Source organism: Kribbella sp. CWNU-51 (assembly GCF_054073265.1).
In genome coordinates this window covers 445,317-458,283 of sequence record NZ_JBSXMZ010000004.1, presented here as the reverse complement: position 1 = coordinate 458,283, position 12,967 = coordinate 445,317, and the positions used below count along the sequence as shown (strand labels likewise).

The following is a 12,967-nucleotide window of genomic DNA, read 5'->3' as shown; positions in this document are numbered from 1 at the left end:
CGATTTCTTCAGGCTTCGCTACGCTCGTCGGGTGGATCTCACTCAGCGCCAGCGGGACCTCTTGCACGAGTGGCTGCCGAACGCCGAGGTCGTGACCGACCACAGCTGGGGCCAGGTGGGGACCATCGTCCTCGAGCTCCGGCTCGGCGGCGAGCGCTACATCGCCAAGGCCGGCGACGCGGCCGACCACCATCTCGCGCGAGAAATCCGCGCCCATCGCACCTGGCTGACGCCATGGACCTCGCGGGGGAGCGCGCCGCAACTCGTCCGCGCGGATGACGAGGCCAAGCTGATCCTCACGCGCTATCTGCCGGGGGAGTTGGTGGAAGGCACCGCGGCGGAATGGGTGCCGGAGACCTATCGCCAGGCCGGTGAACTGCTCGCGGCATTTCACGGCCAATTCGCCGTACCGAACGAAGCCTACGAGGCCCGGGAGAATCGGCGGACGCTCGATAATCTCCGCAAGCGGCATACGATCTCGCCGGAGCTCACGGATCGTTTGCGTTCAGAGATTGAATCATGGCCGACTCCGGCGGCCACGCTGGTGCCGACGCACGGCGACTGGCAACCACGCAATTGGCTGATCGACAACGGCGTCGTCGGCGTCATCGACTTCGGCCGCGCGGACCTCCGGCCGGCTGCTACGGATTTCGCCCGGCTGGCCGCGCAGCAGTTCCGCTCCGACCCGGCCCTCGAGCCCGCCTTCTTCGACGGCTACGGCCCGGATCCACGGGACCCGGCCACCTGGCACCGCGCCCAACTCCGCGAAGCCGTCAACACGGCCGTCTGGGCACATCAGGTCGGCGACAGTCCCTTCGAACAGCAGGGTCACCGCATGATCGCGGCCGCCGTGGGTGAGAGCTGAAACCTGCGCCCGCGTCGGTCGCGGCTACGAACCGGACGAGAACATGCTTCGCGCCGACAACGACACCCACCTCGGCCTCACCAGACTCGTAGCCAGGCTCAGCTGACGGTGCCCGAAAGAATTTCATGGTGGGATGTCGAGAACCCGTGGGCGGCTTCGTCCCCGGAGTGATCGCGGCCAGAATGGGCCGTACCGCACCAAGGAGAACACGATGGCCAAGTACCTGCTGCTCAAGCACTACCGAGGCGCACCGGCAGCGGTGAACGACGTGCCGATGGACCGGTGGACGCCGGAGGAGGTGTCGGACCACGTCCAATACATGCAGGACTTCGCCACCCGGCTCGAAGGCACCGGCGAGTTCGTCGACGGTCAGGCGCTCTCCCCGGAGGGCACGTTCGTCCGGTACGACGGCGAGGGCCGGCCGCCGGTCACCGACGGCCCGTTCGCGGAGACGAAGGACCTGATCGCCGGCTGGATGGTGATCGACGTCGACACCTACGAGCGCGCGCTCGAGCTGGCCGGCGAGTTGTCGGCGGCTCCGGGCGCCGGTGGGAAGCCGATCCACGAATGGCTCGAGGTCCGCCCGTTCCTGACCGAGCCCCCGACCATCACGGAATGACCTCCGTGGACGAGGCCCTCCTGCGGTCCCTCACCCCCACTGTGCTCAGCATCCTCGTCCGTCGCGGAGCAGACTTCGCGGCGGCCGAGGATGCCGTGCAGGACGCCCTGGTCGAGGCCGTGCGGGTGTGGCCCGACGACCCGCCGCGGGATCCCAAAGGCTGGCTCGTCACCGTGGCCTGGCGCAAGTTCCTCGACGCCACCCGCGCCGACACCTCGCGGCGGAATCGCGAGGTACGCAGCGAGGGTGAGCCCCAGCCGGGCCCGACCGAAGTCGCGGACGACACCCTCCAGCTGTACTTCCTGTGCGCGCACCCGTCCCTGACACCGGCCTCGGGCGTCGCGCTCACACTGCGCGCGGTCGGCGGCCTGACCACGCGACAGATCGCGCAGGCCTACCTCGTGCCGGAGACGACCATGGCTCAGCGGATCAGCAGAGCCAAGCGGACCGTCTCCGGCGTCCAGTTCAACCAGCCCGGCGACGTCGCCACCGTGCTGCGCGTGCTCTACCTGGTCTTCAACGAGGGCTATTCGGGCGACGTCGACCTCGCCGGCGAGGCGATCCGGCTGACTCGCCAACTGGCGACGAGGATCAACCATGAGGAGGTCGCGGGTCTGCTCGCGCTCATGCTGCTCCACCACGCCCGGCGCCCCGCACGGACCGCTCCCGACGGCAGGCTCGTCCCGCTCGCCGAGCAGGACCGCAGCCTGTGGAACACCCGCATGATCGCCGAGGGCGTCGACATACTCCAGGCAGCCCTGGCCCGTGACCGCCTGGGCGAATTCCAGGCCCAGGCCGCCATCGCCGCACTCCACGCTGACGCCCAGACGGCCGAGGAGACTGACTGGGTGCAGATCCTCGAGTGGTACGACGAACTCGTGCGCCTCACCGACAGTCCGGTAGCCCGCCTCAACCGGGTCGTCGCACTCTCCGAGGCCGACGGCCCCCGCGCAGGTCTGACCGCCCTGGCCACACTTGACCCGGCCTTACCCCGCTACACCGCCGTCGCGGCCTACCTCCATGAGCGCGACGGCGACCCCTCCACTGCGGCACGCCTCTACGCCGAAGCCGCCCGAGCAGCCACCAGCCTCCCCGAACGCGACCACCTGACCCGCCAAGCCGCCCGCCTCAACAACCTCTGATGCCAACGGTGTTATCTGGTGGCCAGTACGCAGAACTCGTTGCCATCGGGGTCGGCCATGACGACCCAGCTGGCGTCGCCCTGGCCGATGTCGATGCGAGTCGCCCCGAGCGCGACGAGGCGGTCGACCTCCGCTTGCTGATCGCCGTCGGCCGGGGGAGCGAGGTCGAAGTGCAGCCGGTTCTTGCCGGTCTTCGCGCGTACGGGCGGACCGCCCCACGAGATCTTCGAACCGCCGCGCGGCGACTGGATGGCGGTCTCCTGGTCCTGGTCCCAGACCAACGGCCAGTCCAGCGCCTTGCTCCAGAAGTACCCGACCTCCTGCGAACCGTCGGACGACAGCGCCCCGATGAAGCCGGTGTCAGCCAGGAAGTTGTTGCCCGGCTCAATCACACAGAACTCATTGCCTTCGGGATCGGCCAGCACCACATGCAGTTCCTCCGGAAGCTGACCGATGTCGATATGCCGGCCACCGAGCTCGAGCGCCCTCGCCACCGTCTCCTGCTGCTCCTCCAGCGACGCACTTGTCAGGTCGAAGTGCATCTGATTCGGCGCAGTCTTCTGCTCCTGCGTCGGCGCGAACCGGATCCGGAACCCGGTGTCGTCACTCGGCAGCAACACGAGGCCGTCGTCAGCAACTTCCCACCCCAGCACCCCAGCCCAGAAACGCGCCAGACGGATCGGGTCATTCGCATCAAAGCAGAGTGCCTCGAGTTCAGAAGTCATGCCGATCCTCGTCCCCACAGTGCCGTCCCGAGCCAGCAACGCTAAGTGCCCGCGACACACCCACGCAACGCGATTAGGATCGCTGCCATACTCGAACCTATGTACGACGTGATCGAAGAGTCGTCCTTCGAGGGGTGCTTGATGCCGACGGCGCCGGGCTGGTTCACTGCCGCGATCATCGCGACCTTCTGCTCCAGGTGCTCCGGGTCGTGGCCAGGTTCGCCGAAGATCGTCATCGCCCGAATCCAGTCCTCGAACAGCTGCCGGGGTCCGGAGCGGTCAGTCACCACCGCCGGCGTTCTCGGTGTTGGCCAGTAGCTCGCCGGTCAGATCCCGCAGCGCAGCGACCGCGCCGTAGCGGGAGTCGTTGGTTGGGTCGTGGCCGCCGGCTTTGGCCTGAGCCCACATTGCGTCGACGTACTCGAACAACGCCAGCCGCGCCTCGTACTGCGCCACGAGCGCGTCACGATCCAGCGCAGCTAGCGCGGCCTGATCGAGCGGTGTGAACCCGTCGCACAACTCGATACCCATGTCCCGGTGCTCCAGCTCAGACTCACCGGCGTACAGCTACAAGCCACAGACCTCAACTGGACGTACGGCACCGGCGAACTGCTCACCGGCACCGCCCAGGACCTCCTGCTGCTCCTGAGCGGCCGCACTCTTCCACCGAACCACCTGTCCGGCCCTGATTCACCGCTGGAGTGACTCGATGGCTGCCACCTCCGGATGGTCGAAGACCGCCTGACGAACGCCGGCGTAGCGCGTGCAGCCATCGAACGGGCCAGGACGTCCGACCGGCTCGCGCCGCGCGGACGAGACGATGCCGCTCCGCCTGAGCAAGCAGTTCGTCCTGCCGGGCTTCGGCCATCGCCTTGCCGATGTAGGGATGCATGAGTTCCTCCGTTCCGAGCGGAGCGACAGCCGCTCCTTGGACGAGCGTCAGGCAGCGGTACGGCGGCGCGAATCGGCGTCCGGCGCCCATCTCGGCGAGCGGTACGCCGAGCTTTCGGGCCGCGCCACCCATTCCGGTGCCGGCTGTTTACGGTGGTCCGAGCCGGTCCCACACTGGAAGGAGCAGCAGGTTCGTGTCCGGGAACGGGCGCTCCCTCCACAGCAGCCACGGCGGCAGCCGGTCGTCGCGGTCAGATGCCATCGCTGCCTCCTCGTCGGTCAATGCGTCTCAGCCGTCGTCGCCCTCCCGGCTCGCGGGCCGGTGCGGGCGCGTCGGCCAGCAGCCGCCGCAGCTCCTCCCAGGCCCGTATCCCCTCGCGCAGCCCGCGGACGCGGAAGAACTCGTTCGGCGCGTGCAGCCTCTCCATGGCTCGGTGCTGGCTATCGGCTGGGGAGCGATCGCGGTAGCCCGAACCATGGCAGCACGCTGGCCTCGAAGCGGGTCATGCCGCAGATCCGGCCGCCGGCAAGGGTGAGCACGTAGAAGGCGGTCGCGTGGCGGATTCCGGCAGGGCCGCGCAGGTATGCCCCGAACGCGGGCTGGCCGTTGGCTCGGGCCGGCACGAGGTCGAACCTGCGGCCCGCGGCGAACTGGCGGGCGCAGTAGCGGGCCACGAGTTCTCGGCCCTCGTATCCGAAGGGCTCCGGAGGCATCGCGATGAAGACGTCGTCGGTCAGCAGGGCAACCAGCGCGTCGAGGTCGGCCGACTCCCACGCGCGGGCGAACATGGCCACGACCGCGTCCTCGGCGGGCGAGCCAGCGGCGGGCGGCGGCTGGTGGCCGGCGGCCGGCTGCTGGCGGCGCTGCAGGCTAGCGCGGGCTCGTTTGAGGGCGCTGTTGACCGATTGGACGGTCACCTCCAGCATGCCGGCTACCTCGCTGGCGTGGAATCCGAGGACGTCGCGCAAGATGAGGACGGCCACCTGGCGCGGTGGCAGCAATTGCAGGGCGGTTACGAAGGCCAGCGAGATGGCTTCGGTCTGCTCGTAGCGGGCCTCCGGCCCGGAGGGCACGTCGGCGGCACCCTCGAGGAGGGCGTCAGGGAACGGCTGCAGCCAGACGGCCTCGTCGCGCGGCGTCGGCCCGGGCGGTTCGAACTGCGACACGTCCCACTCCCTGGCCGGGCGCCGGCTCGCTGCGCGGCGCGCGTTGAGGCACCGGTTGGTGGCGATCTTGTACAGCCAGGTGCGCAGCGACGCGCGTTCCTCGGTGAACCCGCCGATGCCTTGCCAGGCGGCCAGCATCGTCTCCTGGACGGCGTCCTCGGCGTCGGCGAAGGATCCGAGCATCCGGTAGCAATGCACCTGCAGCTCCCGCCGGTGCGGCCCGGCCAGCTCCCGGAACGCCTCGCCATCCCCGGCCCGCGCCCGTGACAGAAGATCGGCTGTCACCATCCTGCGCTCCTTCCTTCCCGCACACCTCGTACCTCCGCCCGGTATATACACCGCCCGCGGCCCGAACTGGGCGGCTCGCGGGCGCCCAGTTTCCCGGTGCCGCGGTGTATGCACTACCGACCGCCCGGACGATCCGCCCACCGGATCGTGCCGCGGCAGCTGGAAACGACCCTGGAGGTTGACGATGGAATCGTCCGCATCGGCCGGGCGCGTGGCGTTCGCCGTTCTCGATCGCCGCCGCCGCGGGCGCTGCTGAACGTGCAAGTCCCAGGCACGCACGGGAAAGCAGCCAACCGCAGGAACCACGTAAGCAGGACGCTCGCTCGTGTGTTCGCCGGCTGGCGGACGGGCCTGCCGGGGCCCGTCATCGTTCTTCAGGCTGGGACCGCGGTCAACTACTTCGGCACTGGACTGATCCTTCCCTTCGAGATCATCTACCTGCACCAGGCCCGCGGCTTCCCGACGGCGACGGCGGGGCTGGTGCTGGCGGCGGTCATGGGAACGGCGGCGGTCGTAACGCCCTTTTCGGGTGCGCTGCTCGATCGTTTCCGCGCGAAGCCGATCCTGATCATCGGCAATCTCGCGAGCGCACTGGGCTACGCGGGCTTCGCATTCGTCGACCGTACCTGGCAAGCCTTCGTCTGCTCGGCCGTCGGCGGCGCCGGGTTCGGAGTCGCGATCACCGCGAACCAGGTTCTGAGCCTGACCCTGGTCTCAGCGGGGCAGCGCTCCTCCTCGATCGCGCTCCGCCGAGTCGCAGGCAACTTCGGTCTTGGCAGCGGCGCGACGGTTGCGGGCTTTATCGTCGCTTCCGCCAATGACCTCCGCGCGTTCCAGGCGCTCTACCTCTGCGACGGCGCCACGTTCGCTGTCTTCGCGCTGGTTGTGCTCGTGGGGATCCCGAATGCTCGCCTTGCGAATGCTGCGTCCGCGAGTGACAGGGGAACAGGCTTCCGATCAGTTGCTCACGATCGGCTCTTCCTCATCCTGATCGCCGCCAACATCGTGTTCGTGATGACCGGCGGCGCGCTCTTTTCCAACATCCTCGCGCCGTTTGCGAAGGCGCACACGCCTGTCGGGCCGGACGAGATCGGCGTTGTCTTCTTCATCAACACCTTCTTCATCGTCGTCGCGCAGATTCCAGCCACACGGGTCGTCAAGCGGATGCGCCGCACACACGCTCTCGCCGCGACCAGCGCGCTATTTGCCATCGGCCTGCTCGCGGTCCTGCTCGCAACGCTAACGAACTCGACGCTCACCGCTACCACCGTCTTGGCTGGGGTCGCGATCGTGATCGCGACCGGTGAGTGCGCGCAGTTTATCGTGCTCGGCACAATCGTCGCCGACCTCGCACCGCCGCATCTGCTCGGCCGCTACATGTCGCTCTACGGCCTCAGCTTCACGGCAGGCGTGGCCCTGGGCCCCGCGGTCGGCGGCGCGCTGCTCGCAACGTCACCCAACGCCGTCTGGTGGGGCGGCGCCTTGGCGGCAGCACTGATCGGAGCCGGCTTGCTGCGATTCGGCGACCGGATACCCGACCCGCTCTTGCAGGCGCAACGCCCTCCCCGCCTGCCACAGCTAGATGAATAGTACGGAGATGGAATGTCACTGGCGTACGTGATCGTCGATGTATTTCGCTGACACGCCGGGTCAATCCATCGTCAGGCCGCGGCCACCTCAGGGAGGAAACATCGTCATGGACCACCAAATGTTGCAACACCGGTTCGCAGCCCTCACCACAGCCCACGTGGCCGACGCCTGTACGCGCCCGAGTCCCAGTGCGTTGCGCTTCTGCGCTCTTGCGTGCTGTGGTGCCTGGCAGCCGCCTGGCCGGGCGTGTCTGTGCTGCCAGGCATGCTGGCACCGTCGATGCCTTCCTGGAGGCATTCGAAATGGCAGCACCGGGCGACGTGCTGGTAGTCGACAACGGCGGGCGGCTGGATGAAGCGTGCGTCGGTGACCTGGTGGCTCTGGAGGCTGAGGCAGCCGGTGTGGAAGGGATGGTGATCTGGGGGCTGCATCGGGACACCGCTGACATACGGGGGATCGGGTCGCGGAGCCGCTGAGCCCCGCGGCGTACCAGCAACTCATTGTCGACAGGGGAGACGAGCGTGTTCTGGACGATCTGACCGAGGACTGGCTGGCGCTGATCGCCGCCGTCAGCCGGCACGCGCAGGTCCGCACGGCAGGCTGGGCTACCTGGGCACGAGCAGGCGCTAGCTATCCCAGTTGGTCGCGGCGGCGGGTCAGGTAGGCGGTCTCGGCGGTGTTGCCGGCCAGTTCGATCGCTTTGTCGTACGCCGTACGCGACTGCTGACTGCGGCCCAGCCGGCGCAGCAGGTCGGCGCGGGTTGCGTGGTAGGCGTGATAGCCGGCCAACTTGTCCTCGAGACTGTCGACTGCCGCCAGCGCCACGTCCGGGCCGTCGAGCTCGGCGACCGCGATGGCTCGGTTGAGGGCGACGATCGGAGTGGGGTCGAGGCGGACGAGCTGGTTGTAGAGGGCGACGATCTGCGACCAGTCGGTGTCGCGGATGTCGCGGGCGGAGGTGTGTACGGCGTTGATCGCGGCGAGGATCTGATACCGACCCGGAGCCTTCCCGGTGGCCAGGCGCTCGCGCACCAGACGGTGGCCCTCGGCAACCATCGTCGCGTCCCAGGCGCCACGGTTCTGCTGATCGAGGGTGACCAGTTCACCGCTCGCCGACACCCGCGCGGTGCGGCGGGCCTCGGTGAGGAGCATCAGCGCCAGCAGCCCTGCCACCTCACCGTCCTCCGGCAGCAGCGCCCGGATCAGGCGCGTGAGCCGGATCGCCTCGGCGGTCAGCTCGTGGCGGACGGAATCGGTGTCAGGCCCGGTCGCCAGATACCCCTCGTTGAAGACGAGGAAGAGGACGGCGAGTACGCCGGACAGCCGGGCCGGGAGATCCTCCGCGGATGGCACCCGATAGGGGATACGGGCCGCCTTGATCTTGGCCTTCGCGCGGGTGATCCGCTGTCCCATGGTGGTCTCCTGCACCAGGAAGGCACGGGCGATCTCGGGTACGGTCAGACCGCCGACCATGCGCAGCGTCAGCGCGATCCGGGTGTCCATGGCGAGTGCCGGGTGGCAGCAGGTGAAGATCAGCCGGAGCCGCTCGTCGTCGACGGCACCGAGAGGCTCGGGCGGTTCGTCGTACACCATCTGAGCCTCCTTGTGTTTGTCGTCCCGCTTGCTCTCGCGCCGGATCCGGTCGATGGCCTTGCGGTTGGCGGTGACGGTCAGCCAGGCACCCGGATTGGGGGGTACGCCGTCGGCCGGCCACCGCTCCACGGCGATTGCGAACGCCTCGGCCGCCGCTTCCTCGGCGATATCGAGGTCACCGAAACGCCTGGCCAAGCCGGCGACCACCCGCGCCCACTCCTCGTGGTGCGCCTGGGTGATCGCCTCCGGGACGTCGGCCACACTCACAGGAACGGCCGCACCTCGATCTTCCGATCGCAGATCTTCGACGCCTCGGTGGCGAGCTTGAGCGCCACATCCAGATCGGGGGCCTCCCACACCCAGACGCCGGCGAGGTATTCCTTCGACTCCACGAACGGCCCGTCGGTCAACACTGCCTGCCCACCCCGGTTGTCGATGACCGTTGCCGCGTCGGTGTTCGCGAGTCCGCCTGAGAAAACCCAGTAGCCCTCGGCCATCAGTCGTTCGTTGAACTCGCTGATGGCAGGCTGCCTGTCCGTGCTGCCGGGATTGCTCTTGTCGTCGATCACGGATACCAGATATCGCATCTCGAAATCATCTCCTGTGCTGTCAGGCGCGCCTCGCAGGCGCCCACTCACCCCTTCAACGAACACCCACACCCCGATCCGACACCACTTCCCGAAGATCTTCCAACCTGCCAGGGGAGTGCCCCAAAAACTACCGGACACGCTGCGTATCAAGACTGGGCGGATTCGCCGGCCTGAGCGGCACAGGGGCGCGAGAGCCACGATCGCCCTGGGGAGGGCCAAAGGGACGACTATGGTCTGTCTCGTGGCGATGTCAGACGACTCACAGGCGGCGACGAGTTCTCACACGGACACTCCTGGGGATTCTAGCCAGGCGTGGCTAGAACTCGCTCCGGACTACGAGCGGGCCCGAACCAGGGAGGACTCGCTCGATCGACTTGTCGAGTGGCCGGCGCAGCGAGACCTTCTGGGCGATGTCACCGGACGGTCGGTGCTCGATGTCGGTTGTGGCAACGGCGGCAAGCTCGCTGAGCTGGTTCGAGACGGTGCGACAGCCTCCGTAGGCGTCGATGTCAGCGGCAACTTCCTCACCGCCCCGCCGTTTGGCTTGGAGTTGATCCGAGGCGATCTCTCTGAGCTGGATTCTGTGCCTGGGCTCGCCGGTCGCAGGTTCGACCGGATCTTGTTCCTGCAGTCTTTCGGCTACGCGAAAGATCCAGTCCGCACCCTGCAGGCAGCGCGCGCGATGCTGGCCGACGACGGATTCATCGTGCTGACGAAGACGCAACCGATCCGATACGCCGTCGAACGGGCCGAACAGAATGGGACGTCCCTGGGCGAAGAGTATTTCTCCACCGCCCCGTTCTCTTACCTCAGCGGCTGGAACGACCAGATCACCCTCACCAAGCGGCCCTACACCATCTCTGACCTGATCAACGTGTTCAGTGCGGCAGGGCTGTGGATCGAGACCGCGATCGAGCCGCAGCTATCCGAGGACGCCCGACGCCGCTACCCGCACAAGCAGGCGTGGATGAACAAGTACCTCGGCATCCTGATCTTCAAGCTCCGACCCCATCCCGGCCAGTAGGACGAGGTCGCCGATGGCAATACGCAGACTAGTAGTTGACATAATGTCGCTTATCGGCGCTCCGGTTCTCTCTGGAGAAGCTGGCGGGAGGATGCGAAACCGAGTCTCTCGTAGACCGGCACGGCCTTGCGGCCGGAGTGAACCGTGACCCTACTCGCCCCGAGGCGAAAGGCGTGTTCTGATGCGGCCTGGACGAGCGCCGAGCCGATGCCGTTCCCGCGCTGCTCCGACATGACGAAGACGCTTTGGATGTCGGCCGAGCGGCGACTGGTGGTGCCCGGCCTCGGCGCCCGTGGAACGAGCGCCAGCCACGCCATCCCGACGACCTCGGACTCGGAAAGTCGAGCGACAAACGCGACATGCGAGTCGTCGTGCTCGGTCCACCACGCGGCAAGGTCACCCGCGAATACCTCGACCGACTGCTTGGCCTGCTCGGCAGGTGCGGCATTCAACCAGAGCAGACGAGCCAGGTGCTCCAGATCCGCCTGACCCGCAATGCAGATGTCCATGCGCCCAGTATTTCGCAGCACCTCAGGTGACCTCGGCGTTCTTCCAGGCGGCCACGGCGATGTCGATGATGTCGGCGCGTGGGGTCAGGGACGGGATCTCGGTGAGTGGGATCCAACGGGCGAAGGCTGTGCTGCCGTTGATTTCGGTGGTGCCGAGCGAGCCGCCGGTGATGGTGGCCGCAAAGATGACTCGGACGGATTTGTACGGGCGTCTGTCACGTCCGGGGTCCAAGAGCGTGAAGTGATTCGTCGCGATGGGATTGCCGACCGAGACTGTGTAGCCGGTCTCCTCGACCACCTCGCGGACGACGGCGTCCGGCAGGGACTCGTCGTACTCGACGCCGCCGCCTGGCATCGTCCAGCCGGCCGGTGAGTTCTCATTGCCGACGAACCAACTCAGCAACAGCTGGTCGTGCTCGTCGACGATCACCGCGTACGCCGCCAACCGAGTGTCGTATTCGCTGAAGTGCACCGACCGACGATAGCGAGAACCAGGGTCGGACGCAGATCGGCCCGCTGCGGGGAACGGGTCCGCGGTCAGGGGAGACACGTAGGTCTCCCCCGGGCCCGCTCTCCCCCGCCGCGGCCGACTACTCAGCGTGTTCGATTCGTCAGCGGTCCTGGATCAGGCCGAGGACGTTGCCGTCGGGGTCGGTGAAGGTGGCCACCAGGCGGCCGCCGCCGACGTCCTTCGGGGCCTCCTTGAGCGTGCCACCGGCAGCGGTCACCTCGGCGAGCTTGCCCTCGATGTCGTCCACGTGCCAGTACGCGATCGGCGAGGTCATGTCGCTGTTCGGCACCAGGCCGATCTGCTGACCCTCGGCCTCGAACCCGACGTAGTACGGCGAGTCCGCCGTCGGCTCCATACCGAGCAGCGCGATGTACGTCGCCTTGGCCTTCTCCAGGTCCGCCACCGGGTGCAGAACCGTCTTGATGCCTTGCGTGGAAGTCATTGTCACTCCTGAACTCTTGGGCCTCGCAGCCCTTGATGTGTACTGACTGTCACGCTATTCCCCTCACCACACCAGTGCTTCTCGATTCCTGATCGGTTCGCGCGACAACCGGTTCAAGCCTGTCTGAAGGGCGCCGAAGACGGTTGAACCGGCTAGCGCCTCGCCAAGAAACGTCGAGGTCGTTACCGCACTTGCCTTCCGCCCGGGGCAATTTCAGGGGCGAACCTCGCACCTGGACCCTTCTACCCATCGCATTCCCGGGGTGAAGGGACCAGATCAGGGGTGAACCCCGCACCTGGCCGCCGGGGCCGGCTTCGGGATGGTGGTCACTCCGGATTACCGCCCCAACCTTGCTGACGCGGTACTAGGTACGGCGACGACGGCAAAGGCAGTCACCGGCTCGCGGTGACTGCCTTTTACAGCCGTCCTGTCGTTTCCCTGGGGTCCTCCCGGGACCGACCCCCAACCCAGCCGACACCACTACGCCAGCCCCGGCCGCTGGTCGCCGCCCACCCGGCCGCCCGCCCACCCGGCCGGCCGCCCCGCCTCGCTACCCCACCCGGCCGGCTCGATCAGTCACCTTGTGCACCAGATCCGTGCGGCGTGGGCCTCTGCGCACGGATCTGGTGCACCAAGTCGATCTCTGCTGTGGCCGAACCCAGTTCGGCCAGGGTCCGGGCTCGAGTCCGCGGTGCTGGCACACTCACAGCAGACGCGGACGAGGCCGGTCACGCTCCGATCCGGGCCGGCGGTGAGCTGACGATGAAGTTGGTGAGTGCCTCAGGTCCGCACCCGCACCGATCCCCGCAACATCGGCGTCGACTCCGCCAGGATCGGGCAGCCACCGAAACGACACAACAAACCTGGACAACGCCTCGGCTCGCCGGGTTTCTCCCCTCGGACACCCGCAGACAACCCGGCACGCGGTCAGATGTCGGCTCCACCGTCCGAGGCGCCGTTAGGCGAGTGGGGGCGCGGACACCATGTCGGGACCTGGGACACCTCACGACC

16 protein-coding genes are annotated in these 12,967 nt (G+C 67.6%); 7 read left to right on the top strand and 9 right to left on the bottom strand.

Annotation, left to right across the window (positions count from 1 at the left end; genetic code table 11):
- Positions 1-91 precede the first annotated feature (91 nt).
- The 3 genes from ACXC9Q_RS04195 to ACXC9Q_RS04185 all read left to right on the top strand — a co-directional run bounded on the left by ACXC9Q_RS04195 (position 92) and on the right by ACXC9Q_RS04185 (position 2,626).
- Entirely contained in the window at positions 92-865 is a 774-nt protein-coding gene (locus tag ACXC9Q_RS04195; protein WP_457055124.1) for a phosphotransferase family protein, read from the top strand.
- 211 nt (positions 866-1,076) lie between these two features.
- Positions 1,077-1,484, top strand: a complete 408-nt coding sequence (locus ACXC9Q_RS04190; RefSeq protein ID WP_457055123.1) for a YciI family protein — start codon at positions 1,077-1,079, stop codon at positions 1,482-1,484.
- Positions 1,481-2,626: an RNA polymerase sigma factor gene (locus ACXC9Q_RS04185; RefSeq protein ID WP_457055122.1), complete on the top strand. Its 1,146-nt coding sequence runs from the start codon at positions 1,481-1,483 to the stop codon at positions 2,624-2,626. Before ACXC9Q_RS04190 ends, ACXC9Q_RS04185 begins: the two co-directional genes overlap by 4 nt.
- 11 nt (positions 2,627-2,637) lie before the next feature.
- Here the strand turns inward: ACXC9Q_RS04185 and ACXC9Q_RS04180 are convergent, their stop codons facing one another.
- From ACXC9Q_RS04180 to ACXC9Q_RS04170, 3 genes are read right to left on the bottom strand one after another with little or no spacing between them, the layout of a single operon-like run.
- Positions 2,638-3,351: a VOC family protein gene (locus ACXC9Q_RS04180; RefSeq protein ID WP_457055121.1), complete on the bottom strand. Its 714-nt coding sequence runs from the start codon at positions 3,349-3,351 to the stop codon at positions 2,638-2,640.
- A gap of 41 nt (positions 3,352-3,392) precedes the next feature.
- Positions 3,393-3,638: a hypothetical protein gene (locus tag ACXC9Q_RS04175; RefSeq protein ID WP_457055120.1), complete on the bottom strand. Its 246-nt coding sequence runs from the start codon at positions 3,636-3,638 to the stop codon at positions 3,393-3,395.
- Entirely contained in the window at positions 3,631-3,882 is a 252-nt protein-coding gene (locus ACXC9Q_RS04170; RefSeq protein ID WP_457055119.1) for a hypothetical protein, read from the bottom strand. Before ACXC9Q_RS04170 ends, ACXC9Q_RS04175 begins: the two co-directional genes overlap by 8 nt.
- A gap of 6 nt (positions 3,883-3,888) precedes the next feature.
- Between ACXC9Q_RS04170 and ACXC9Q_RS04165 the strand changes: the two genes are divergently transcribed.
- Positions 3,889-4,056, top strand: a complete 168-nt coding sequence (locus tag ACXC9Q_RS04165) for a hypothetical protein (protein WP_457055118.1) — start codon at positions 3,889-3,891, stop codon at positions 4,054-4,056.
- 627 nt (positions 4,057-4,683) lie between these two features.
- Here the strand turns inward: ACXC9Q_RS04165 and ACXC9Q_RS04160 are convergent.
- Positions 4,684-5,697: an RNA polymerase subunit sigma-70 gene (locus ACXC9Q_RS04160; protein WP_457055117.1), complete on the bottom strand. Its 1,014-nt coding sequence runs from the start codon at positions 5,695-5,697 to the stop codon at positions 4,684-4,686.
- Between the two features lie 327 nt (positions 5,698-6,024).
- On the opposite strand from ACXC9Q_RS04160, the gene ACXC9Q_RS04155 reads away from it, so the two are divergent.
- On the top strand, positions 6,025-7,287 hold the full coding sequence (locus ACXC9Q_RS04155; protein ID WP_457055116.1) for an MFS transporter: 1,263 nt from the start codon (positions 6,025-6,027) through the stop codon (positions 7,285-7,287).
- 188 nt (positions 7,288-7,475) lie between these two features.
- Positions 7,476-7,763, top strand: a complete 288-nt coding sequence (locus ACXC9Q_RS04150; protein ID WP_457055115.1) for an RraA family protein — start codon at positions 7,476-7,478, stop codon at positions 7,761-7,763.
- Between the two features lie 154 nt (positions 7,764-7,917).
- On the opposite strand, the gene ACXC9Q_RS04145 is transcribed toward ACXC9Q_RS04150, so the two are convergent.
- Positions 7,918-9,141: an RNA polymerase sigma factor gene (locus ACXC9Q_RS04145; protein WP_457055762.1), complete on the bottom strand. Its 1,224-nt coding sequence runs from the start codon at positions 9,139-9,141 to the stop codon at positions 7,918-7,920.
- A gap of 2 nt (positions 9,142-9,143) precedes the next feature.
- Positions 9,144-9,467 (bottom strand): YciI family protein, encoded by a 324-nt coding sequence (locus ACXC9Q_RS04140; protein ID WP_457055114.1) that lies wholly within the window; start codon positions 9,465-9,467, stop codon positions 9,144-9,146.
- Here ACXC9Q_RS04140 and ACXC9Q_RS04135 point away from each other — a divergent pair.
- Positions 9,400-10,494, top strand: a complete 1,095-nt coding sequence (locus ACXC9Q_RS04135) for a class I SAM-dependent methyltransferase (protein WP_457055113.1) — start codon at positions 9,400-9,402, stop codon at positions 10,492-10,494. The genes ACXC9Q_RS04140 and ACXC9Q_RS04135 overlap by 68 nt on opposite strands.
- 50 nt (positions 10,495-10,544) lie before the next feature.
- Here the strand turns inward: ACXC9Q_RS04135 and ACXC9Q_RS04130 are convergent, their stop codons facing one another.
- The 3 genes from ACXC9Q_RS04130 to ACXC9Q_RS04120 form a co-directional block, all read right to left on the bottom strand.
- On the bottom strand, positions 10,545-11,003 hold the full coding sequence (locus ACXC9Q_RS04130) for a GNAT family N-acetyltransferase (RefSeq protein ID WP_457055112.1): 459 nt from the start codon (positions 11,001-11,003) through the stop codon (positions 10,545-10,547).
- 22 nt (positions 11,004-11,025) lie between these two features.
- Positions 11,026-11,475: an NUDIX domain-containing protein gene (locus ACXC9Q_RS04125; protein WP_457055111.1), complete on the bottom strand. Its 450-nt coding sequence runs from the start codon at positions 11,473-11,475 to the stop codon at positions 11,026-11,028.
- A gap of 139 nt (positions 11,476-11,614) precedes the next feature.
- Positions 11,615-11,956, bottom strand: coding sequence for a VOC family protein (locus ACXC9Q_RS04120; RefSeq protein ID WP_457055110.1), 342 nt, complete (start codon positions 11,954-11,956; stop codon positions 11,615-11,617).
- Positions 11,957-12,967: the final 1,011 nt, after the last annotated feature.